This window comes from Pantoea sp. Cy-640 (assembly GCF_011752635.1).
GTDB classification, from domain to species: domain Bacteria; phylum Pseudomonadota; class Gammaproteobacteria; order Enterobacterales; family Enterobacteriaceae; genus Pantoea; species Pantoea dispersa.
The window spans coordinates 142,011-164,822 of sequence record NZ_VWXB01000008.1 but is presented as its reverse complement, the minus strand read 5'-3'; the positions used below and the strand labels follow the sequence as shown (position 1 = coordinate 164,822).

The following is a 22,812-nucleotide window of genomic DNA, read 5'->3' as shown; positions in this document are numbered from 1 at the left end:
GTTTAAATTATTCTAGTTTAACTAATCTTATACCGCTATCGACTTCCCCCTGAACCCGCATGGGAAAAGTTTGCGCCCGTCAGGAGCGTTGCGTACCATAGCGATTATAACACTGTAATTCACCGGATAAGTTATGGAAAAACCTGCCTTTTTAATTACCCTTGATACCGAAGGGGATAACCTGTGGCGCAATCGCAGCGGCAAGGTCACTACCCATAACGTCCGGTTTTTACCGCGCTTCCAGGCGCTGTGTGAGAAATACGCTTTTAAACCGACCTGGCTGACCAACTATGAGATGGCCAGTGACCCGGCTTATGTCGAGTTCGGGCGCGATCTGCTGGCGCGCGGTCAGGGCGAAATCGGTATGCATTTACATGCCTGGTACAGTCCACCTGAATATGCGCTGACCGACGATGAGTGGCGTTACCAACCTTATCTGATCGAATATCCGGAAAACGTCCTGCGCGATAAAGTCGCCTTTATGACCGATCTGCTGGAGAACGCTTTTCAGCGTAAAATGACCAGCCACCGCGCCGGCCGCTGGGCTTTTAATGAAGTGTACGCCCGCGCCCTGATCGATCAGGGCTATCTGGTTGACTGCTCGGTTACGCCGCGTGTGAGCTGGCGTAATGCGCAGGGTGCACCGCAGGGACAGGGCGGAACGGATTACAGCCATTTCCCCGATCGCGCTTATTTCCTTGATGAACAGGATATTTCCAGGCCGGGCGACAGTCCGCTGCTGGAACTGCCAATGAGCATTCAGTATCGCTATGGCGCGTTCACCAATCAGCTCAAAAAAGTGTGGAATGGTATCCGCGGCAGACAGCGTGGACCTTCAGTGAACTGGCTGCGTCCGGTGGGGGGAAATCTGGCCCAGATGAAACAGGTGGCAGAACAGACGCTCGCACAGGGCAACGACTATGTGGAGTTCATGCTGCATTCATCCGAGTTTATGCCAGATGGCAGCCCCACGTTTAAAACGGAGGCTGATATTGAACGCCTGTATGACGATCTGGAAGGCCTGTTCAGCTGGCTGGCGACCCGGACGCAGGGCATGACGCTCACGGAGTTTGCCCGGCTGAAGCAACAGCAGCGCTAAGCCGCCAAATCGCGTTACAGCGCGATCTCAGCCAGCATGGCCATCACGTCGTCAGGCTGAATGTCTGCCATGCTGCTGCTGCCCTGCGCGGGCCGTAACGCATGCTGATTCCTGCCGTAGCCACCAATCAGACCTGGGTCAGTCGGGCCGAACAGGGTGATGTTGGGGCGATCCAGCGCGGCGGTCAGATGGCTCAAACCGGTATCCACCGAGACCACCGCACGGGCGCCCGCCAGCTGCTGCGCCACCTGCTCCAGCGTCAGCTTCGGCAACACCTCTGCATGATCAAACCCTGCTGCCAGCCGCTGCGCGCGCTGGTGCTCGTGTTCGGCGCCCCACGGCAGCCTGACGCGCAGGCCAGTGGGCTGAACCCGCGCGATGAGCTGGCGCCAGTGATCTTCCGGCCAGTGTTTGTTGTCGCGCGTTGTGGCGTGCAGAAACACCAGGTACGGTTGGCCATCCTGCGGTTGTGCCGCGAGAAAATGACCGGCAATGGCATAGTCGCCCTGCGTGGCCGGTTTTTCATAGCCCAGACTTTTCGCGAACAGTTCGCGCGTGCGTTCCACGGCGTGCTGCTGCTTACCAATCTCATGACGCTTGTCATACCACCAGCTGGCGAACGGTTCGCGTGCGCTGCGGCTGTCCTGACCATGTTTGATGCCTTTGGCGAGGCGCGTCACCAGCGCGGCGCTTTTAATCAGCCCCTGGGCATCAATCACCACGTCGTACTGACGTGACTGCAGCTCGCGTTTGAATTGCACGCGCTCTTCGCGCTGCTGGCTGCCAAACCAGTGTTTGCGCCAGCGACGAATCGCCACCGGCAGGACTTTATCGACGGCCGGATGCCAGCCAGGAATTTGCGCAAAATTCTCTTCCACCACCCAGTCGAAGCGAATGCCGGGAATCGCCTGCATCGCGTCGGTCAGCGCCGGCAACGTGTGCAACACATCACCCATCGACGAGGTTTTAACAATCAAAACGTGCATGGTTACTCCTGCACCGGATGCAGTAACTCATTGAGTTCCTGATGCACGCGTGCCGGTTGAATATCAATCAGGCTCTGGTGATAGCCTTCTGCGGCATCGCCTTTGCGCACTTTGTGGTAGCCGGTAATCAGGCGAATGATGCGCGCATGATGGGACAGCGGCGGCGTGAAATCCGGGCTGCTCGGGCCATACAGCGCCACCAGCGGCCGGTTGAGCGCGGCGGCAATGTGCATCAGTCCGGAATCATTGCTGACGACCGCAGCACAGTGGGCGATCAGAATCACCGCCTGCTCCAGCTGCGTTTCGCCCGCCAGATTGCGGCAGTGCGCGCGTGCCGTGTCCGGCAGCGCCTGCAGGATCGCCTCGCCGGTTTCCCGATCTTTAGCCGAGCCGAACAGCAGCACCTGATAGCCTTCAGCAATCAGCTGTTCTGCCAGCGCGGCGTAGTGATAGTGTGGCCAGCGCTTCGCGGGACCAAATTCGGCACCGGGGCAGAAGCCGATGGCCGGGCGATCGGCCGACAGCGCAAACTGCGCCGCGGTCATGCGTTTTTCATCGTCGTCGACGCGCAGCTGCGGCCACAACAGCGGCTGCGGCAACTGTGCTGCCGCCGCAACCGGCTGGTCATAGCCCAGCGCCACATAGCGCTCCACCATTAAGGGAAACGCGGCTTTGTCCAGCACCCGCACGTCATTCAGCACGCCATAGCGCATTTCACCGCGCCAGCCGATGCGGCGTTTAATGCCGGCAAAAAACGGCACCAGCGCCGATTTAAACGAGTTTGGCAGCACATAGGCGCGATCGTAACCGCTGGCCCGCAGCGCTTTGCCCAGGCGACGGCGCTCACCCAGCGCCAGCGCACCGTGGCCAAGCGGCATCGCCAGCGCCTGATTCACTTCCGGCATGCGTGACAGCAGCGGCCGGCACCAGGCCGGCGCCATCACATCAATTACCGCCTCAGGGTGCGCCTGTTTCAGCGTGCGATAGAGACTTTGCGACATCATCATATCGCCGACCCAGGAGGGGCCAATAACCAGAATTTTCATCGCTGGTGCCGGTTTCCTTATGCGTGACGGTTCAGCCAGGCCATGTATTCACCCACGCCCTGCGCAACGGTTTTAAACGGTTTGTCATAGCCCGCGGCGCGCAGTTTGCTGAGATCCGCCTGCGTAAAGGCCTGGTAGCGCCCTTTCAGTTTGTCCGGGAACGGGATGTATTCGATCTGGCCTTGCTGGTGGAACTTCAGCACCGCATCCGCCACTTCCTGGAAAGATTCGGCGCGGCCGGTACCACAGTTATAGATGCCGGATACGCCGTTTTCCCAGCACCACAGATTGACTGCCACTACATCATCAACGTGGATGAAGTCACGACGGAAGCTGTCGCTGCCCTCGAACAGCTTAGGATTTTCACCGTTGCTGATCTGCGTATTGAGGTGGAACGCGACGCTCGCCATGCTGCCTTTATGGCCTTCACGCGGCCCGTATACGTTGAAATAGCGGAAGCCGCACACTGGCGAATCTGCTTCCGGCAGAATCTGGCGGACATAGTGGTCGAACAGCATTTTTGAGTAGCCGTACACGTTAAGCGGCTGCTCGTACTGGCGCTCTTCAATGAAGTTCTCGTTACGCCCGCCGTAGGTGGCGGCCGATGAGGCATACAGGAACGGAATTTCACGTTCGAGGCAGAAGTGCAGCAGATCTTTTGAGTACTGATAGTTGTTGTCCATCATGTACTTACCGTCCCACTCGGTGGTGGCCGAACAGGCACCTTCATGGAACACCGCTTCAATCGGACCCAGATCTTCACCCGACATGATGTAGGTAAGGAACTCCTCTTTATCCATGTAATCCGCGATGTCCAGATCCGCGAGGTTCACGAATTTGGTGCCATCTTTCAGATTATCCACCACCAGAATATCGGTATGACCGCGATCGTTGAGCGCTTTCACAATGTTGCTGCCAATCATGCCCGCGCCGCCGGTTACGATAATCATATGCTTTGCCTTTAAACAGTTGGGGTGAAACAGGAGGTTTCACGCACGAATACCTAACATCATAACATTTCAGCCCGATGCGGACAGCCAGATGACGCCGATCGCGCTGCACAAATCCTGCGCGCCGCGTGAACTATGCTGCAAAACGGAGATTTCCCTGGCTGAATTGTCGTCCATTCGCTTTTCGATCAGTAATATGTGCCAAAATTTTGCTATCTGAGGAGCAGAATCATGTCCGATCAGTTCTATTCACAAATCCGGCAACAGCTTGAGACAACGCGGCAGGACGGATTGTTCAAACAGGAGCGCACCCTGACCTCGGCGCAGCAGGCGGAAATCAACGTCGCCAATAGCCCGCCGGTGATTAACTTCTGCGCCAATAACTATCTCGGCCTTGCGAACCATCCGGCGCTGATTCAGGCCGCCAAAGACGGCATGGACACACATGGTTTTGGCATGGCGTCGGTGCGTTTTATCTGCGGCACGCAGGACAGCCATCAGCTGCTGGAGCGCCGGCTGGCGGAGTTCCTCGGCATGGAAGAGGCCATCCTGTTCTCCTCATGCTTCGACGCCAACGGCGGCCTGTTTGAGACCCTGCTGGGCGCGGAAGACGCGATTATCTCGGATGCGCTCAACCATGCGTCGATCATCGACGGCATCCGCCTGTGCAAAGCCCAGCGCTATCGTTACGCCAACAATGATATGGCTGAGCTGCGCGCGCGCCTGCAGGAGGCCCGCGACAAGGGCGCGCGCCATCTGCTGATTGCCACCGACGGCGTGTTCTCCATGGATGGCGTGATCGCTAACCTGCAGGGCATTTGCGACCTGGCCGATGAGTTTAATGCGCTGGTGATGGTGGATGACTCGCACGCGGTGGGCTTTGTCGGCGCAAGCGGACGCGGCACGCATGAATACTGCGGCGTGATGGATCGCGTGGATATTCTGACCGGCACGCTGGGTAAAGCGCTGGGTGGCGCGTCCGGCGGTTACGTGGCGGCAAAACGCGAGGTGGTTGAATGGCTGCGTCAGCGCTCGCGCCCTTATCTGTTCTCTAACTCGCTGGCACCGGCGATTGTGGCTGCGTCGCTGCGCGTGCTGGATCTGCTGAACGAAGGCGATGGCCTGCGGCAGCGGCTGTGGGAAAACGCCCGCTTCTTCCGGGAAAAAATGACCGCCGCTGGCTTTACGCTGGCCGGTGCCGATCACGCCATCATTCCGGTGATGCTGGGCGATGCCAAAGTGGCGCAGCAGTTTGCCAGTCTGCTCCAGCAGGAAGGCATCTACGTTACCGGCTTCTTCTATCCGGTGGTGCCGCAGGGCCAGGCGCGCATTCGCACGCAGATTTCTGCCGGCCACACTCAGGCGCAGCTGGAGCACGCGGTGGCGGCCTTCACGCGCATCGGACACCAGTTAGGGGTTATCACTGCAGGAGCCAACGGATGAAAGCACTGGCTAAACTGAAAGCGGAAGAGGGGATCTGGATGGTGCACGACGCGCCGGTGCCGGAGCCCGGTCATAACGATCTGCTGATTAAAATCCGCAAAACCGCCATCTGTGGCACCGATGTGCATATCTATAACTGGGACGACTGGTCGCGCAAAACCATTCCGGTGCCGATGATCACCGGCCACGAATACGTGGGCGAAGTGGTCGGTATCGGTCAGGAAGTGAAGGGTTTCGCCATTGGCGATCGCGTATCGGGCGAAGGTCACATCACCTGTGGCCACTGCCGCAACTGTCGCGCCGGCCGTACCCATTTATGCCGTAATACCGTGGGTGTCGGGGTCAATCGTCAGGGCTGCTTCGCCGAATATCTGGTGATCCCGGCGTTTAACGCGTTCAAAATTCCCGACAATATTTCCGACGAGCTGGCGGCGATTTTCGATCCGTTCGGTAACGCGGTGCATACCGCGCTCTCGTTTGATCTGGTAGGTGAAGACGTGCTGATCTCCGGTGCCGGACCGATTGGCATTATGGCGGCAGCGGTGTGTAAGCACGTCGGCGCACGAAACGTGGTGATCACTGACATCAATGAGTACCGCCTCGGGCTGGCGCGTGAAATGGGCGTGACGCGTGCGGTCAACGTGGCGCAGCAGAATCTGCGCGAGGTGATGACGGAACTGGGGATGACCGAAGGCTTTGATGTCGGACTGGAGATGTCCGGCGCGCCGCCGGCGTTTCGTACCCTGCTGGAGACCATGAATCACGGCGGACGCATCGCGCTGCTGGGCATTCCGCCGGGTGAGATGTCGATTGACTGGAATCAGGTCATTTTCAAGGGGCTGTTTATCAAGGGAATTTACGGCCGTGAGATGTTTGAAACCTGGTACAAAATGGCCGCGCTGATTCAGTCCGGCCTCGACCTGACGCCGATCATCACGCATCGCTATCACATCGACGACTTCCAGCAGGGCTTCGACGAGATGCGCTCCGGGCGTTCAGGCAAAGTGGTGCTGAGCTGGGATTAAACGACACACCGGCCTGCGGGCCGGTGACGCTCAGGATTGCTGTTTTTCCGCATCGGTCAGATAACGCACCTTTCGCGTGTAGTCCTGGCCTTTGAAGCTCAGCGGCTGGTGCGGATCCTGCAAATATTTTTGCCATTCGCTTAAGGGGAAGCCGCCATGCGCGCCAATCACCTGCGGTGGAATCACGGCCGACTGACCACCAATGCGTTTCGACACCGGCCAGTTAGCCCATTCGCCCAGATTGACCGTGCGGACATCCAGCAGGTCGAGCAGGGCAGCGAGCGGTAGCTGATCGGTTGGCGGCTGGTCGTCGTTCATCAATTCCCAGGTATCATTAAATAACGTCAGCCACAGCGGACAAATACGCTGCCATGTGCGACGGGAGGCCGCCAGGTAGGCGCCATTCACGTGATCCTGCAAATAAGGGCGAACGGTGTGGTGGTAATAGGCCGGAATATGTTCTTCTGGTGCGCCGGCCAGTTTGGCGATCATCTTGCCCTGACGAAAGCTGCTATACAGATGATGCTCACGCATCGCAATATCCGGCGTTTTTAATAAATTGAGATCGGAATCGATCATCAATATACCTTCACCGGTCGCCTGCAAGGGGGCCTGAAGTTTTATCAGGCGGCTGCGGTAGATCTGTTTATAACGGTAGTTTTCTTCTCGAAACGGCACTTCCAGCGTCACCACGCGCACGCGTGCCGGCAGCGGCGGAAAAGCGCTGGAAGGCTGATCGCTGACGATGACAATTTCGCTGATGGTGTCGGCGCAGCGGCTGGCAAAATAAGCGCTGAGCACCGCTTCTTCAATGTAATCAGCGCCGGTACAGGGAATGACCACGGAACTGACGGCAATGGTGCCCTGCGCATCCGCCTGAGTGGCGGGAATGTTGTGGCGCGAGAGAATATAGCGACGGTGTTTATTTAAAAAATCAAACATGCTTTTTTCTCTCCATGACGTTTTCCAGAATGTTTTCCACGCCCGACACGTAATGTTCAATGCTGTAGCGCTCGCGCACCCGGGCGGCGGCGGCGGCGATTAAACGCTGACGCAGTGCAGTATCCTGCCACAGCGCGCTAAGATGCTGACTAAGCTGTTGCGTATTGCCATAGTCAAACAGTAAACCGGTCTCGCCGTGTTGAATTAATTCCGACGTACCGACGACATTCGAACCTATCACCGCCGTATTCACCAGCATCGCTTCCAGCACTACGCGCGGCAGCCCTTCACTGGCTGAGGCGAGAATAAACGTATCGAATGCCGCCAGATAATCCAGCGCGTTATTTTGAAAGCCGGTAAAAATAACCTGCGCGGCAATCCCCTCTTTTTGCGCCAGCTGCTGTAAGTGCTGCTGCTCCGGGCCGGCACCGACAATCACCATTTTCCATTTAGCGGCAGGATGCGCGCGGCTGAATGCACCTAACGCCTGCAAAATATGATGATTGGATTTACGCGCAATCAGGGAACCGATGGAGCCGAAAATAAAGGTATCCGCGGGATAATCAAAGCGCTGACGCACCGCCTCACGCACCGGCAGCGGCTGATGAATATCGATAGCGTTGGATACGGTAAAGCAGCGCTGCGCATCAACACCGCTTTCGCTTAAGGTGCGGTGTACGCCCTGTGACACGGCAATCACCGCATCACAATGCCGATTAATCATCTTGACCAGCGCATTATTGAGTAACGGATCAATGCGGCAGTGCTGAATTAACGCCACGTGAGTCTGTTCAGCGGCGAGATAGCCTTCAACGTTGGTGCTGGGCTGATTATTCATGTACAGCGCATCATAGCCACCGTCGCGTAAAATCGTCGCGATTTGGCGGGCGTTAGGCTGCATGCGCCACTGGCGATCGATGCGGTCGATGGCGTTTTTTTTCACCGCGCGGTTAAAAAACAGCAGGGTGCGCAGCAACTCTTTGGTGATTTTTGCCCAGAGCGGCTGGCGGCGCTGCGCAATAAATAGCACCGGAATGCCGATCGCGTCTAATACCGATGCAATCGTCTCCTGATTGCCACGCGCATAATTCTGATAAAAACAGCAGGTGATAGCGAAACGCTGGCGATCGATGCGCTTGAGCAATTCCAGCATGCTGTTGGTGCCGCCGCCCCATTCGCGCCCGGTATCCAGCAGCAGAATTTTCTTTCTGGTTGACGTCATCTGTTCCGATATCCTTGCGCGGAAAAGGTGTGGCGTTAAATAAGGCGCAGCCCGCTGCGCCTGATAATCAGAATAGCTGTTTAAGCGACTGCACGAGTGGACTGCCGGTAATGCTCTCTGTCACCACCTCCACCGCACGACTCTGCGGTACGGCAGGCAGCGGCTGTGCAGGCTTACACACGCCCGGCGCACGGAATACCGGGGTGCGCGGTTGCACCGGCGTGCTGGCCGGCGGCGTAGCGCCCTGGCGCAGCGGTTCGTTGAGCAACTGGCTGGGGCGGACGAGGGTGATATCGCCCGGTAGCGTCGGCAACATCTGCTGCAACACCCGTACCGTGGTGGGATGCGGATGGCCAATGGCGATAGCGTAGCCATCACGCTGTGCCAGCTTCACTGCGCGGGTGAACTGGGTGCGAATCGCCGCTTCATTCTGGCTGTCGTCGAGGAATACGCGCCGCTTCAGCACCTTAACCTGCGTGCCCTGTGCGGCCGGGACCGACTGGCTGTTGCCAATGGTCATGCTATCGAGGAAGTAGTAATTATAGTGATTGAGCACCTGCATCACTTTCTGCATGCCGGGCAGGCTGGAGGTCATTTTGCTGCCCATATGGTTGTTCAGGCCAACCGCATACGGCACTTTGTTGCTGGCGTCACGCACGATGCGCGCGATCTCTTCGCTGCTCATCTCCGGCGTTAACGTATCCTTTTCCAGCGGCTGTTTGCTCAGCGGCGCCATCGGCAGGTGAATCAGCACCTCATGACCGCCCTGATGCGCTTTGGTTGCCATATCCCGCGCATGAGGCGCGTTGGGCAACACCGCCACAGAAATCGCGGCGGGCATCTGCAGCACTTTATTCTCTTCAGTCGGGCGGTAGCCGAAGTCGTCAATGACGATAGCCAGTTTTCCCGCATGGGTGGCAAAGGTGAAAAACAGCCCGCATAGGGCGGCGCTAAGCTTTTGGGACTGAAACAACACTTATCTTCCTAACCACGGCTGTGGGTTGACGGCCTGTCCCTGACGACGAATTTCAAAGTAGAGCGAGGGCGTGCCGCGGCCGCCGCTGGTGCCCACGAGGGCGATAGGCTGTCCTGCCTTCACCTGCGCACCGACGCTCACCAACGCGCTCTGATTGTAGCCATAAAGGCTCATATCGCCTTTACCGTGTTCGACGACCACAACCAGGCCGTAGCCTTGCAGCCAGTCGGCCATCAGCACGCGACCATCAGCAATGGCTTTGACTTCAGTGCCTTCCGGGGCATCAATCACCAGACCTTTCCAGCGCAGTTCGCCCTGCATTGCTTCACCAAAGCGATGTTCAATGCGACCGCGTACTGGCCATATGGCCTGTCCGCCCGGCCGGCCAAGGCCGCCGGTGCGCGCCATCAGCTCGCGCTCGCTTTGCGTAGGGGAATAGCTGGAGCCTTTGGCTTTTGCCTGGGCCTGACGCTGGCGCACTTTTTCCGCCTCGCGCGCTTCGCGTTGCGCCCGTTCGCGCGCCTCACGTTCGGCCTTGGCGATTTTGTCCTGCAGGCGGCTTTCGTTCTGACGCATCTCGACCAGATCGGCCTGGTCTTTCTCGAGCGCGCTCTCCAGTGCGGACAGCGTTTTCTTGCGTGCGGCGCTGGCGGTTTCCAGTTTGTTCTGTTGCGTCTGCTGCTGCGCTAACAGCGACTTTTGCTGCTCCTGCTTGCCCTGCAGCGCCTGACGCTGCTGCGCCAGTTCCTGCTGAGTCTGCTTAAGCTCATCGATATTTTTCTGCCGGGCGGCATTGAGGTAGCCAAAATAGGCCAGAATACGTTCGCTGCGCTGTGCTTCTTCACCGCCGAGCAGCAGCTGCACGCCGTTGTGCTGGCCCTGACGAAACGCGGCATCCAGCTGCTGCGCCAGCAGTTTTTCCTGCTGCGCCTGCTGCTTTTCCAGCCGGGCAATCGCGGCGGTGGTTTGGGCGATTTCGCCGTTCAGCGCGCTCAGGCTATTGCGGGTTTCACGCAGCTGGCGACTGGCCTGGGCAATCACTTTTTCCTGACTCTGCAGCTGATCGAGCAGCTTACTGCGCTGCAGCTTCTGCGCTTTTACGCTTTTCTCTTTTTCAGCGATGTCCTGCTGAATGGACTTCAGCTGCGTTTTGCTGTCATCGGCGCTATGCGCGGCGACGGGCAACAGCAACGCACCCGCACAAAGCAGGCTGAGGGAGATATCGGACCAGCGAAATGACAACGGAGATGCCGGGTCGTTGTAACGGGTCCTTGTGTGTGTAACGGTCGCTTTTCCCTTCATAGTCGATAATTATTCCACGATGAACAGCCGCTTACCAGTTATCCCGGCCGGGTTTTGCTTTACGAAAGATGTCGGCTACAGCTTACCGGGATAAAGATTGTCTCAATTTTGCGATTAGAACACTTTTTTTGGAAAATGACGCACAAATCGTAACTCTGCCCGCTTCGCGACTGTACATGCGAAGTGGCGCAGGTATACTCAGAACCCTTGTTTTAGCTTATTAGCCCCGGTCTGGAGTCGTTACCCCTCATGCAAGAAATTATGCAGTTTGCAAGCAATCACCCCATCCTTAGTCTGGCATGGGTCGCTTTACTTATTCTGGTGATTGTAACCACCGTTAAAGGTATGTTCTCTAAGGTAAAAACCATCAGCCGTGGTGAAGCAACCCACCTGATCAACAAAGAGGACGCGGTGGTGGTAGACGTTCGTTCACGCGACGACTATCGCAAAGGACACATTTCAGGGGCTATTAACATCGCCGCAGCCGATATCAAAAAAGGCAGCTTCGGCGAGCTGGAAAAGCACAAGTCGCAGCCCATAATTGTGGTATGTGCCACCGGCCAGAGCGCCGCAGAACCGGCAGCCACCCTCAGCGCAGCGGGTTTTGACAAAGTGACCGTGCTGAAAGATGGTGTGAGCGGCTGGAGTGGCGAAAACCTGCCGCTGGTTCGCGGTAAATAACTTCCTGAGGTATCACCGCATGGCTAATGTTGAGATTTACACCAAAGTGACGTGTCCTTACTGCCACCGGGCGAAGGCGTTGCTGGATCAAAAAGGCGTGTCATACCAGGAGATTCCCATTGATGGGGACGCGGTAAAGCGCGAAGAGATGATCAAACGCAGCGGCCGCACCACGGTGCCACAGATCTTTATTGACGCGCAGCACATTGGCGGCTGTGACGATCTCTACGCGCTGGACGGGCGTCAGGGACTCGATCCCTTGCTCCGCGCATAATATTTCGACCGACAATTTTCACTTAAAGGATTCAGTAACATGTCAGAGCATAGCAGCAACGAAATGCAGTTCCAGATTCAACGCGTTTACACCAAAGACGTCTCATTTGAAGCGCCAAACGCACCTCAGGTTTTCCAGAAAGAGTGGGAACCGGAAGTGAAGCTGGATCTGGACACCGCCTCTTCTCAGCTGGCGGATGAAGTGTATGAAGTCGTGCTGCGCGTTACTGTCACCGCCACCGTGGGCGAAGACACCGCGTTCCTGTGCGAAGTACAGCAGGCCGGTATCTTCACCATCAGCGGTATCGAAGGCACGCAGATGGCACATTGCCTCGGCGCTTACTGCCCGAACATTCTGTTCCCGTATGCGCGTGAATGTGTCACCAGCCTGGTGTCACGCGGTACCTTCCCTCAGCTCAATCTGGCGCCGGTCAACTTTGATGCGCTGTTCATGAATTATCTGCAGCAGCAGGGTGAAGGCGAAGCGCCACGTCAGGATGCCTGATGACTACACTCAACGCTTCGATTAGCGTCATCGGTGCCGGCTCGTACGGCACCGCACTGGCCATTACGCTGGCCCGTAATGGCCATCCGGTGCTGCTGTGGGGCCACAATCCGCAAAACGTGGCGCAGCTGCAGGCTGACCGATGCAATACCGCTTTCCTGCCCGATGTTCCTTTCCCCGATAATCTCGTTCCTGAAGCCGATCTGGCCCGCGTCGTCAGCGCCAGCCGCGATCTGCTGGTGGTGGTGCCAAGCCATGTGTTCGGCGATGTGCTGATGCAGCTTAAACCGCTGCTGCGTGCCGACTCACGCATTGTCTGGGCGACCAAAGGACTGGAAAAAGAGACCGGACGACTGCTGCAGGATGTGGCGCGCGAAATCCTCGGCGACAGCATTCCGCTGGCGGTGATTTCCGGCCCGACCTTTGCCAAAGAGCTGGCGGCTGGTTTGCCGACGGCGATTGCGCTGGCGGCCACTGATGCGCAGTTTGCCGACGATCTGCAGCAAAAGCTGCACTGCGGCAAAAGCTTCCGCGTTTACAACAATCCGGACTTAATCGGCGTGCAGCTGGGCGGCGCAGTGAAAAACGTCATTGCGATTGGTGCCGGGATCTCCGACGGCATTGGCTTTGGCGCCAACGCGCGTACGGCACTCATCACCCGCGGTCTGGCGGAGATGAGCCGTCTTGGTGCTGCGCTGGGTGCCGATCCGACGACCTTTATGGGCATGGCGGGTCTTGGCGATCTGGTGCTGACCTGTACCGATAATCAGTCGCGCAACCGCCGTTTCGGCATGATGCTGGGGCAGGGCGAAAGCGTGGATGAGGCGCAACGCATTATCGGACAAGTTGTAGAAGGCTACAGAAATACCAAAGAAGTCAAAGCATTAGCTGCGCGTGTGGGCGTGGAAATGCCAATAACCGAGCAAATTTATCAGGTATTATATTGCGAAAAATCGGCGCGAGAGGCAGCATTGAGCCTGCTTGGTCGTACAAGGAAGGACGAGAACAGCCAAAGCTAAAGCAGGACGCTTAAGCATTATCACCTGTAGCGCCTAATCGGGCGCTTTTTTATCGGGAGCAAACAGCAATGTCGTCTGAAGAGTTAGAACTGGTCTGGAACCATATCAAAGCCGAAGCCAGAGCGCTGGCCGATTGTGAACCGATGCTGGCCAGTTTTTACCATGCGACCTTGCTCAAGCACGAAAATCTCGGCAGCGCGCTCAGCTACATGCTGGCTAACAAGCTCGCTAACCCGATCATGCCCGCTATCGCCATCCGCGAAATTGTTGAAGAAGCCTATCGCCAGGATCCTGAGATGATTGTCTCGGCCGCGTACGATATTCAGGCGGTGCGTCAGCGCGATCCGGCGGTCGACAAATATTCCACGCCATTACTCTATCTGAAGGGCTTCCACGCGCTGCAGGCGTACCGTATTGGTCACTGGCTGTGGAAAGAGGGACGGCGCGCGCTGGCGGTGTATCTGCAAAACGAAATCTCGGTCTCATTCGCCGTGGATATTCACCCGGCGGCGCGCATCGGGCGCGGCATCATGCTGGATCACGCCACTGGTATCGTGATTGGTGAAACGGCTGTGGTGGAAAATGACGTCTCCATTCTGCAGTCGGTCACGCTGGGCGGTACCGGTAAAACCAGCGGCGATCGCCATCCGAAGATCCGTGAAGGGGTGATGATTGGCGCAGGGGCCAAAATCCTTGGCAATATTGAAGTCGGGCGCGGTGCCAAAATCGGTGCCGGTTCGGTGGTCTTGCAACCGGTGCCGCCCCATACCACGGCGGCCGGCGTGCCGGCGCGCATTGTCGGCAAACCAGCCAGCGACAAACCGTCGATGGATATGGATCAGCACTTCACCGGCGCCGGGTTTGAGTACGGCGACGGCATCTAGCCTTTGATCAGCGCGCCCGCATAATCCAGCTGGCGCCACGCCTCATACACTACCACTGAAACCGCATTCGACAGGTTCATGCTGCGGCTCTCCGCGCGCATCGGAATGCGGATCTTCTGTTCTGCCGGCAACGCATTAAGAATTTCTGGCGGTAAGCCACGGCTCTCCGGGCCAAACAGCAGATAGTCGCCCGGCTGATAGCTGACGGCGCTGTGCGCCGGTGTGCCTTTGGTGGTCAGCGCGAATAAGCGCTGTGGCGCTTCCGCCGCCAGAAAAGCGGCGTAGCTGGCGTGCTTTTTCAGCGCGGTATATTCATGGTAATCCAGTCCGGCGCGGCGCAGGCGTTTATCATCCCAGGCGAAGCCTAACGGCTCAATCAGGTGCAGCTGAAAGCCGGTATTGGCGCACAGGCGGATGATGTTGCCGGTATTTGGCGGGATTTCAGGTTCAAATAAGACAATGTTTAGCATAAGGCCCCCGGAAACGAGGGCCGCAGCATAGCAAATTATTGCCGGGCGGAGTACAGCGGCAGCCACAGCGTCAGGCGCAGACCGCCTAACGGGCTGTCATCGGCTTTCACCCAGCCGCGGTGCTGTTGCACGGCGGTTTCGACAATCGCCAGCCCGAGCCCGGTGCCGCCGGATTCACGGTCACGCGCTTCATCGGTGCGGTAGAACGGACGGAAAATCTGCTCGCGATCTTCCGGGCTGACGCCGGGACCGTCGTCGTCGACGTGCACGGTGATGCCCTGAATATCCACCGCAAAGCTAACGCTGATGTGCGTGTGCGAATAGCGCAGCGCGTTACGCACAATGTTCTCCAGCGCGCTTTCCAGCGCATGCGGGTTACCGTACAGCGGCCACGGACCGGGCGGATACGGCACGTCCATGGTTTTACCCATCTGCTCCGCTTCGAATTTGGCATCTTCCAGCACGCCGTTCCACAGCTGGTTGGCCTTCATCGCTTCGCTCACCAGCGCGTTCTTGTGCTGGGTGCGCGACAGTACCAGTAAGTCGTTGATCATGCCGTCCAGACGCTGCGCTTCGGTCTCAATACGCTCCAGCTCTTTGCCTTCGCCATGACGCCGGCGCAGTAGCGCCGTCGCCAGCTGCAGGCGCGTCAGTGGCGTGCGTAATTCATGGCTGATATCCGACAGCAGACGCTGCTGTGCCGTCATCATGCGTTCGAGCGCGCTCACCATCTGGTTGAAACTGGAGCCGGCAGCGAGAAATTCCTGCGGGCCCGATTCCAGTTCCGGATGCTGACGCAAATTTCCGCTCGCCACTTCATCCGCGGCATGTTTTAGTTTGCGTGCCGGACGCGCCAGGCTCCACGCCAGCCACAGCAGCAGCGGTGAGCTGATTAACATGGTAACGATGAGCAGCAGCAGAGGACGGTCAAACAGCAGGTTGACGAAATCGAGCTGGGAACTGGTGGCGGGACGGATCAGATACAGCTGGTAATTGTCTTCGCCGTCGCGCACCGCGAAGGGGCCGACCATCTCGACGCGGCCATACTTTTTCTTCTGCGGATGATCGGCATTATCGGACTGGCCGATAAAGTTGCGGATCACCTGCATTTCATTGTGCTGCGCACCGATCACCCGTCCTTCGCTGGTCACCAGCAGCAGGCGCTGACCGGGCGGTGCCCATTTGTCGATGGCGCGAAACAGCCGGCGCCACCACATCAGGTCGTTGGGCGGATCCTGTGACAGCTCCGCCTCAACGTGTTGCTCAATCATGGTGCCCTGGCGCTGTTCGCTCTCCATCAGCGAGGTCATCTGGCGCGAATCGAGTTTGGGCACCATCAGTACCAGCATCAACACCAGCGCCAGGGTGAGCCAGAAGATGGCGAAGATGCGGGTGGTCAAACTTCCAATCATGATGCCGAAACCATCAGATAGCCGCGTCCGCGCAGAGTTTTGAACCACGGATGACCATCACGACGTTCCGGCAGCTTACGACGCAGGTTGGAGATGTGCATATCAATGGCGCGGTCAAACGGCGTCAGGCGCTTGCCCAGCACTTCCTGGCTGAGATGCTCGCGTGACACCACCTGGCCAAGATGCTGCGCCAGTAAGTAGAGCAGGGTGAACTCGGTGCCGGTGAGATCCAGCGTTTCACTGTCGAAGCTGGCTTCCTGACGGCCCGGATTCAGGCGCAGGCAATCCACTTCCAGCGTCGGTGAGCTGTTATCGTGCTGTTGCTGCTGTTCGCTCCAGTTGGAACGGCGCAGAATCGCACGGATACGCGCCACCAGTTCGCGATCGTTGAATGGCTTTGGCAGATAGTCATCCGCGCCCAGTTCCAGGCCCAGAACGCGGTCCAGCTCGCTACCGCGGGCGGTCAGCATGATGACAGGGGTTTGATGTTGCTGGCGTAGCTCTTTTAACGTGTCGATACCGTTCTTCTTCGGCATCATGACATCGAGCAAAAGCAGGTCGACGGTGTTGTCCAGCAGATTGAGCGCCTGCTCGCCATCGCTGGCGACAATCACCTCAAAACCTTCCATTTCAAGCAGTTCTTTAAGCAGCGAAGTCAATTCGCGGTCGTCATCAACCAACAGGATTTTATTCATTTTTTGTTGCCCTCCGCAGGCAAAATACCGTGTTCCTATAGTGGCAATCCAACGCTTTACGTAGTTTTACACCCCCTGACGGATGTTTGCAGCTGTCGCCGTACACTAGCTCTCGTTGAATCGCAAAACGGAACGAACCGGGAGTAAACGATGCGCTACTTAACCGCCGTCGTCTTTGCCTCAGCGATGGTTCTCAGTCACGCCAGCGCAGAAGCAGCAGACACGACGACGATTGACGAGATGCATCATAACGGCGGATTGACGACAGGCAGTATGACGCAAAATCCGCAAAGCCACATGTTCGATGGCATTGAGCTGACTGAACAACAGCGGCAACAGATGCGCGACCTGATGCAGCAAGCGCGTCATGAACGCCCGGTGTTAAGCGTTCAGGACATAGAAACTATGCATGACCTTGTCATTGCAGACAAATTTAACGAATCGGCTATCCGCCAGCAGGCAGAGAAACAGGCCCGCGAGCAGGTAGAACTGCAAATCGAGATGGCCCGGGTTCGTAATCAGATGTATCACCTGCTAACGCCTGCACAGCAAGCGACATTGCAGAAGAATTTTGAGCGGCGTCTGAACGAAGCGCGTCGGCTCTCCGGATTGCAGCCATCATCACCGCTGCAAGCAGTGAGTAGTACCAGCAGTAACCAGTAACATAGTATCCCTGTTTTCCTTGCCATAGACACCATCCCTGTCTTCCCCGCCATGATGGCGGGGTTTTTTTTGCCCTGAATTCGCGGGCAAATTGCATCCGTTTCGCTATCCTGTCACGCAGTCTGCACGGGACGGTGATAAACTTGAGCCATTTTCCACTGCATGGCGTGCTGCAGCGCCTGACGAGGCAAGGCATGGAACCTTCCTACGCAAAACTGGTAAACCGCGCGGCGCTGGCGGCGACCACGCTGGCAACGCTGTTGCTGATCGTGAAAATTTTCGCCTGGTGGTACACCGGTTCGGTCAGCGTGCTGGCGGCGCTGGTGGATTCTCTGGTCGATATCGCCGCATCACTGACCAATCTGCTGGTGGTGCGCTATTCACTGCAGCCTGCCGATGACGATCACACCTTTGGTCACGGTAAAGCGGAATCGCTGGCGGCACTGGCGCAAAGCATGTTTATCTCCGGATCGGCGCTGTTTCTGTTTCTTACCGGGCTGCAGCATCTGGCCACACCGGAAACGCTGCGCGCGCCGCTGGTGGGCGTAGTCGTGACGCTGATCGCCCTCAGCTCCACGCTGGTGCTGGTCGCTTTTCAGCGCTGGGTGGTGCGGCGTACCCGCAGCCAGGCGATACGCGCGGACATGCTGCATTATCAGTCGGATGTGGTGATGAACGGCGCGATTCTGGTGGCGCTGGGCTTAAGCAGTTATGGTTTTAAGCGTGCGGATGCGCTGTTTGCGCTCGGCATCGGCGTATATATCCTCTATAACGCGCTGCGCATGGGCTATGAAGCGGTGCAGTCGCTGCTCGATCGTGCGCTGCCGGAGCAGGAAAAACAGGCGATTATCGCGCTGGTAAGCCACTGGCCCGGCGTACGCGGTGCCCATGCGTTACGTACGCGGCAGTCTGGCCCGACGCGGTTTATTCAGCTTCATCTGGAGATGGACGATCATCTCCCGCTGGTGCAGGCGCATCAGGTGGCGGATCAAATTGAGCAGGCATTACGGCAAAAATTTCCCGGCTCAGATGTGATCATTCATCAGGACCCCTGTTCTGTCGTGCCGCAAAATCAGCAGGGTTTTTTTCAGTTTTAGCCGTTATAAAACATAGGATTGCGTGAAAAAAATGACGTAACGCTAACAACTCTGTAAAAAATTAGCGAAAACTTGTCTGACCTGAATCAATTCAGCATCAAGCCTTTGATATACTATCTGCAACTATTAAGCCGTGCGATCGCGAGCTGGTCCACACCGGTCGACAGGCAGGAATAATCCTTAGTTTTGAACAATCCAGAGGTTGTCATGATCAAAAAAATCGGAGTACTGACCAGCGGCGGCGACGCCCCAGGCATGAACGCAGCCATTCGCGGAGTTGTCCGTTCCGCGCTGAGTGAAGGCCTTGAAGTTTTTGGTATTTATGACGGCTATCTGGGTTTGTACGAAGACCGCATGATCAACCTCGACCGCTACAGCGTGTCGGACATGATTAACCGCGGCGGCACCTTCCTCGGCTCGGCGCGTTTCCCGGAGTTCCGCAACGAAGAAGTGCGTCAGGTCGCGATCGAAAATATGAAAAAGCGCGGCATTGATGCGCTGGTGGTGATCGGCGGTGACGGTTCTTACATGGGTGCTAAACGCCTGACTGAGATGGGCTTCCCGTGCATTGGCCTGCCGGGCACCATCGATAACGACGTCGCCGGTACCGATTACACCATCGGTTATTTCACCGCGCTGGAAACCGTAGTTGAAGCGATTGACCGTCTGCGCGATACCTCTTCTTCGCATCAGCGTATCTCCATCGTAGAAGTGATGGGCCGCTACTGCGGTGACCTTACCTTAGCGGCGGCCATCGCCGGTGGCTGTGAGTTCATCGTGCTGCCTGAAATCCCTTACACGCGCGAAGAGCTGGTGGCAGAAATCCAGGCTGGCATTGCGAAAGGTAAAAAACACGCCATCGTGGCGATCACCGAACACATCTGTGACATCGACGATCTGGCGCACTTTATTGAAGCGGAAACCAAGCGTGAAACCCGTGCCACCGTGCTCGGCCACATCCAGCGCGGCGGTGCGCCATGCGCTTACGACCGCATTCTGGCATCACGCATGGGCGCTTATTCAATTGAGCTGCTGCTGCAGGGCTACGGCGGTCGCTGCGTGGGTATTCAGAACGAGAAGATGGTGCATCATGACATCATCGACGCTATCGAAAACATGAAGCGTCCGTTCAAGCGCGACTGGCTGGATACCGCGAAAAAACTCTACTAATCAACGATAAATCGGGCGCGATCGCTTTCGCGCCCTTTTTTATGCCTTGCTATATTCTCCATAGTTATAACAGCTTATTTTTAATTCTTTAATCCATGGATTGCTTTGTGTCAGTCTTGTTCTATAACGACCTCGGGAGAGCAAGCAATGAACAAGTGGAGTATTGGTGTCACCCTGTTACTGGCTTCAACCAGTGTTCTGGCAAAGGATATTCAGCTGTTAAACGTCTCTTACGATCCAACCCGTGAGCTGTACGAGCAGTACAACAAAGCGTTTAGCGCGCACTACAAGCAGGAAACCGGCGATAACGTGGTGATCCGCCAGTCGCACGGCGGTTCGGGTAAGCAGGCGACGTCCGTGATCAATGGCATCCGCGCAGATGTGGTGACGCTGGCGCTGCAGTCCGACGTGGATGCTATTGCTGACCGTGGTCGTATTGATAAAAACTGGATCAAGCGTCTGCCGGACAACTCGGCACCTTATACTTCCACCATCGTGTTCCTGGTGCGCAAAGGCAATCCTAAAGGCATTCATGACTGGCCGGATCTGATTAAGCCAGGCGTTTCCGTGATCACGCCAAACCCGAAAACTTCCGGCGGCGCACGCTGGAACTATCTGGCGGCCTGGGGCTGGGCGCTGGACCAGAACCACGGTGACCAGGCCAAAGCGCTGGCTTACGTCCGGGCGCTGTTCAAAAACGTTGAAGTGCAGGATTCCGGTGCACGTGGCGCGACCAATACCTTCGTTGAGCGCGGTATCGGTGATGTGCTGATTGCATGGGAAAACGAAGCCTATCTGGCCGTTGATAAGCTGGGCAAAGACAAGTTTGAAATCGTTACGCCGAGCGAATCGATCCTCGCCGAACCGACGGTCTCCGTGGTCGATAAAGTGGTGGATGAGCAGGGCACGCGTAAGGTGGCGGAAGAGTACCTGAAATATCTCTACTCACCGGAAGGCCAGACCATCGCGGCGCAAAACTTCTATCGCCCGCGCGATCCTGAGGTGGCGAAGAAGTTTGCCAGCAGCTTCGCGCCGGTTAAGCTGTTCACCATCGATGACAAGTTTGGCGGCTGGAGCAAAGCGCAGAAAGCACACTTTGCCGACGGCGGCAGCTACGATCAGGTCATGAAACCGTAACCGCGTTTTCATCATGACGAAACGGTCAGCCCTGCGCTGGCCGTTTTGCTTTACGGCGCGGAAAAAACCGTGACTTTCCGCTGGCGACAGGTGAGGATGCTGACAGCTCATCACAGAGGATCTGGCCATGCAGGCGCGCCGCCGTAGTCTCACGTTGCTGATTATCGCGTTCATCCTTCTGATTGCCGGGCTGATCGCCGGTGCGCTGCATTTGCATAAAAACGCCGACGCGCTGTGGCAGATTGTCAGCGAAAAGTGCGTACCGGACATGACGCAACGCGGTAATCCTGACCCCTGTCAGCAGGTCAATCTGGCGCAGGGTTACGTTACGCTCAAAGATCTGAATGGCCCGCTGCAATATCTGCTGATGCCGATAGCAAAAATCACCGGCATGGAGAGCCCAACCCTTCTCGAACCCACTACGCCGAACCTGTTTGCTGCCGCCTGGCAGCAGCGCCGCCTGCTGGCGCAGAAGCGCGGTGCGCCTGTCGACGACCGTGTGCTGTCGCTGGCCATCAACGCGCAGTATGGTCGTACGCAGAATCAGCTGCACATTCATATCTCCTGCCTGCGACCGGACGTGCGTCAGCAGCTGGATACGCTGGCACCGAAGCTGAATGCGCAGTGGCAGACGGCGACGCTGCTGCGGCATACCTGGCTGATTCGCACACTGAGCACCGCCGAACTGGCGCAGCAGAGCGTGTTTATCCGGCTGGCTGAGGAGGTGCCGCATGCGCGCGGTGAGATGGGCAAATACGGGCTGGCGCTGGCCCAGCTGCCGGATGGACGCCTGGCGCTGCTGGCGCTGGAGCGCAACTGGCTGAAGCTGAATCGCGGTTCGGCGGAAGAACTGCAGGATCACCAGTGCCGTTTGCTGGAGTGAGTGGCACCGCGACCGATTAAGGCAATAAAAAAGGCGGCTCATCAGCCGCCTTTCTCTGCGTGAGAAACTTACGCGTTTTTCGCTGCTGCAGCGGCTTTGACGATCACCGCGAAAGCGTCGGCCTTCAGCGATGCACCGCCCACCAGCGCGCCGTCAATGTCCGGCTGGGTGAACAGTTCTGCGGCGTTTTTGTCGTTAACCGAACCGCCGTACTGAATGATTACCTGCTCAGCGATAGCGGCATCTTTCTTCGCGATGTGGTCGCGAATGAATTTGTGTACTGCCTGCGCCTGCGCTGGGGTCGCTGATTTACCGGTACCGATGGCCCAGACTGGCTCATAGGCGATAACCGCGCCTTCGAAGGCCGCTGCGCCCTGGGTTTCCAGCACGGCGTCGATCTGACGTGCGCACACTTCTTCAGTTTTGCCGGCTTCGTTCTCAGCTTCGGTCTCACCGATGCACAGTACTGGTACCAGGCCAGCGGCCTTCAGCACGGCGAATTTCTTCGCGATGAACTCGTCGCTCTCTTTATGGTAGGTGCGGCGCTCAGAGTGGCCGATGATGATGTATTTCGCACCGATGTCTTTCAGCATCTCGGCAGAGGTTTCACCGGTGAAAGCGCCAGACAGGTTCACGTCCACGTTCTGCGCACCCAGCGCAATGTGGCTGCCGGAAATGGCGTGTTTGGCCTGATCCAGATAGATCGCCGGCGGAGCAATCGCCACACCGCAGCCTTCCACACCTGACAGCTCTTTGCGCAGGCCTTCAATCAGCTCGCCCGCCATGTGCTTGCTGCCATTCAGTTTCCAGTTACCCATAACCAGTGGATGTCGCATTCTTTCCTCCGCATAACGCGATTCATGAAATAGCGCTGCCATCGGGGCAGCGATGTCTGCCAGACAGTATAGAGATCAAATGGGGCGCTGGCTTTG

The 22,812-nt window shown here is 57.3% G+C and carries 24 protein-coding genes; 13 read left to right on the top strand and 11 right to left on the bottom strand.

What is annotated here, in order from left to right; all coding sequences use genetic code 11:
- Window positions 1-133 precede the first annotated feature (133 nt).
- On the top strand, window positions 134-1,099 hold the full coding sequence (locus tag F3J36_RS18810) for a polysaccharide deacetylase family protein (protein ID WP_166720242.1): 966 nt from the start codon (window positions 134-136) through the stop codon (window positions 1,097-1,099).
- A 14-nt stretch (window positions 1,100-1,113) separates the two neighbouring features.
- Here the strand turns inward: F3J36_RS18810 and rfaC are convergent, their stop codons facing one another.
- Genes rfaC through rfaD form a run of 3 tightly spaced genes read right to left on the bottom strand, consistent with a single transcriptional unit; the run spans window position 1,114 to window position 4,081 of the window.
- Window positions 1,114-2,085, bottom strand: a complete 972-nt coding sequence (rfaC, locus tag F3J36_RS18805) for a lipopolysaccharide heptosyltransferase RfaC (RefSeq protein WP_021507064.1) — start codon at window positions 2,083-2,085, stop codon at window positions 1,114-1,116.
- A 2-nt stretch (window positions 2,086-2,087) separates the two neighbouring features.
- A complete protein-coding gene (gene rfaF, locus F3J36_RS18800) occupies window positions 2,088-3,131 on the bottom strand; it encodes an ADP-heptose--LPS heptosyltransferase RfaF (RefSeq protein WP_166720241.1) in 1,044 nt (347 codons plus the stop codon).
- 17 nt (window positions 3,132-3,148) lie between these two features.
- Window positions 3,149-4,081 carry an ADP-glyceromanno-heptose 6-epimerase gene (rfaD, locus tag F3J36_RS18795; protein WP_021507062.1) on the bottom strand — a complete coding sequence of 311 codons (933 nt, stop codon included), beginning with the start codon at window positions 4,079-4,081 and terminating at the stop codon, window positions 3,149-3,151.
- 231 nt (window positions 4,082-4,312) lie between these two features.
- On the opposite strand from rfaD, the gene F3J36_RS18790 reads away from it, so the two are divergent.
- Together F3J36_RS18790 and tdh are read left to right on the top strand one after the other, a co-directional pair.
- Window positions 4,313-5,524, top strand: coding sequence for a glycine C-acetyltransferase (locus F3J36_RS18790; RefSeq protein WP_159377802.1), 1,212 nt, complete (start codon window positions 4,313-4,315; stop codon window positions 5,522-5,524).
- The gene (tdh, locus tag F3J36_RS18785) at window positions 5,521-6,549 is read left to right on the top strand and encodes an L-threonine 3-dehydrogenase (RefSeq protein ID WP_058759416.1); all 1,029 of its coding nucleotides are present in this window, start codon (window positions 5,521-5,523) and stop codon (window positions 6,547-6,549) included. The genes F3J36_RS18790 and tdh overlap by 4 nt, the downstream gene beginning before the upstream one ends.
- 30 nt (window positions 6,550-6,579) lie before the next feature.
- On the opposite strand, the gene F3J36_RS18780 is transcribed toward tdh, so the two are convergent.
- The 4 genes from F3J36_RS18780 to envC form a co-directional block, all read right to left on the bottom strand.
- Entirely contained in the window at window positions 6,580-7,491 is a 912-nt protein-coding gene (locus F3J36_RS18780) for a hypothetical protein (protein ID WP_021507059.1), read from the bottom strand.
- Window positions 7,484-8,713: a glycosyltransferase gene (locus F3J36_RS18775; protein ID WP_166720240.1), complete on the bottom strand. Its 1,230-nt coding sequence runs from the start codon at window positions 8,711-8,713 to the stop codon at window positions 7,484-7,486. Before F3J36_RS18775 ends, F3J36_RS18780 begins: the two co-directional genes overlap by 8 nt.
- Window positions 8,714-8,780: 67 nt before the next feature.
- Window positions 8,781-9,686, bottom strand: coding sequence for a divergent polysaccharide deacetylase family protein (locus tag F3J36_RS18770; RefSeq protein ID WP_166720265.1), 906 nt, complete (start codon window positions 9,684-9,686; stop codon window positions 8,781-8,783).
- 3 nt (window positions 9,687-9,689) lie between these two features.
- The gene (gene envC / locus F3J36_RS18765; RefSeq protein WP_058781665.1) at window positions 9,690-10,991 is read right to left on the bottom strand and encodes a murein hydrolase activator EnvC; all 1,302 of its coding nucleotides are present in this window, start codon (window positions 10,989-10,991) and stop codon (window positions 9,690-9,692) included.
- Window positions 10,992-11,240: 249 nt separating this feature from the next.
- Here envC and F3J36_RS18760 point away from each other — a divergent pair, with 249 nt between their 5' ends.
- The 5 genes from F3J36_RS18760 to cysE all read left to right on the top strand — a co-directional run bounded on the left by F3J36_RS18760 (window position 11,241) and on the right by cysE (window position 14,353).
- A complete protein-coding gene (locus F3J36_RS18760; protein WP_058759412.1) occupies window positions 11,241-11,672 on the top strand; it encodes a rhodanese-like domain-containing protein in 432 nt (143 codons plus the stop codon).
- A gap of 19 nt (window positions 11,673-11,691) precedes the next feature.
- Complete coding sequence (gene grxC / locus F3J36_RS18755) at window positions 11,692-11,946, top strand: glutaredoxin 3 (RefSeq protein WP_010616518.1); 255 nt, start codon at window positions 11,692-11,694, stop codon at window positions 11,944-11,946.
- A gap of 39 nt (window positions 11,947-11,985) precedes the next feature.
- Complete coding sequence (gene secB / locus F3J36_RS18750) at window positions 11,986-12,450, top strand: protein-export chaperone SecB (RefSeq protein WP_021507054.1); 465 nt, start codon at window positions 11,986-11,988, stop codon at window positions 12,448-12,450.
- Window positions 12,450-13,469 (top strand): NAD(P)H-dependent glycerol-3-phosphate dehydrogenase, encoded by a 1,020-nt coding sequence (gene gpsA / locus F3J36_RS18745; RefSeq protein WP_166720239.1) that lies wholly within the window; start codon window positions 12,450-12,452, stop codon window positions 13,467-13,469. The genes secB and gpsA overlap by 1 nt, the downstream gene beginning before the upstream one ends.
- Before the next feature lie 68 nt (window positions 13,470-13,537).
- On the top strand, window positions 13,538-14,353 hold the full coding sequence (gene cysE / locus F3J36_RS18740; protein WP_021507052.1) for a serine O-acetyltransferase: 816 nt from the start codon (window positions 13,538-13,540) through the stop codon (window positions 14,351-14,353).
- Here the strand turns inward: cysE and trmL are convergent.
- Genes trmL through cpxR form a run of 3 tightly spaced genes read right to left on the bottom strand, consistent with a single transcriptional unit; the run spans window position 14,350 to window position 16,930 of the window.
- The gene (trmL, locus tag F3J36_RS18735; RefSeq protein WP_021507051.1) at window positions 14,350-14,823 is read right to left on the bottom strand and encodes a tRNA (uridine(34)/cytosine(34)/5-carboxymethylaminomethyluridine(34)-2'-O)-methyltransferase TrmL; all 474 of its coding nucleotides are present in this window, start codon (window positions 14,821-14,823) and stop codon (window positions 14,350-14,352) included. The two genes, cysE and trmL, sit on opposite strands and share 4 nt — an antisense overlap.
- A 35-nt stretch (window positions 14,824-14,858) precedes the next feature.
- A complete protein-coding gene (gene cpxA / locus F3J36_RS18730) occupies window positions 14,859-16,235 on the bottom strand; it encodes an envelope stress sensor histidine kinase CpxA (RefSeq protein WP_031279625.1) in 1,377 nt (458 codons plus the stop codon).
- Window positions 16,232-16,930: an envelope stress response regulator transcription factor CpxR gene (cpxR, locus tag F3J36_RS18725; protein WP_007885339.1), complete on the bottom strand. Its 699-nt coding sequence runs from the start codon at window positions 16,928-16,930 to the stop codon at window positions 16,232-16,234. Before cpxR ends, cpxA begins: the two co-directional genes overlap by 4 nt.
- A 150-nt stretch (window positions 16,931-17,080) precedes the next feature.
- Between cpxR and cpxP the strand changes: the two genes are divergently transcribed.
- From cpxP to F3J36_RS18700, 5 genes are all read left to right on the top strand, one after another.
- Window positions 17,081-17,593 (top strand): cell-envelope stress modulator CpxP, encoded by a 513-nt coding sequence (gene cpxP, locus F3J36_RS18720; protein ID WP_021507049.1) that lies wholly within the window; start codon window positions 17,081-17,083, stop codon window positions 17,591-17,593.
- A 194-nt stretch (window positions 17,594-17,787) separates the two neighbouring features.
- Window positions 17,788-18,690, top strand: coding sequence for a CDF family cation-efflux transporter FieF (gene fieF, locus F3J36_RS18715; RefSeq protein WP_058775485.1), 903 nt, complete (start codon window positions 17,788-17,790; stop codon window positions 18,688-18,690).
- Between the two features lie 207 nt (window positions 18,691-18,897).
- Window positions 18,898-19,860: a 6-phosphofructokinase gene (pfkA, locus tag F3J36_RS18710; RefSeq protein ID WP_021507047.1), complete on the top strand. Its 963-nt coding sequence runs from the start codon at window positions 18,898-18,900 to the stop codon at window positions 19,858-19,860.
- A 147-nt stretch (window positions 19,861-20,007) separates the two neighbouring features.
- Window positions 20,008-20,997, top strand: a complete 990-nt coding sequence (locus F3J36_RS18705; protein WP_021507046.1) for a sulfate ABC transporter substrate-binding protein — start codon at window positions 20,008-20,010, stop codon at window positions 20,995-20,997.
- Window positions 20,998-21,124: 127 nt separating this feature from the next.
- Window positions 21,125-21,880 (top strand): CDP-diacylglycerol diphosphatase, encoded by a 756-nt coding sequence (locus F3J36_RS18700; protein ID WP_166720238.1) that lies wholly within the window; start codon window positions 21,125-21,127, stop codon window positions 21,878-21,880.
- Window positions 21,881-21,948: 68 nt separating this feature from the next.
- On the opposite strand, the gene tpiA is transcribed toward F3J36_RS18700, so the two are convergent.
- Window positions 21,949-22,716 carry a triose-phosphate isomerase gene (tpiA, locus tag F3J36_RS18695; RefSeq protein WP_031279624.1) on the bottom strand — a complete coding sequence of 256 codons (768 nt, stop codon included), beginning with the start codon at window positions 22,714-22,716 and terminating at the stop codon, window positions 21,949-21,951.
- Window positions 22,717-22,812 lie beyond the last annotated feature (96 nt).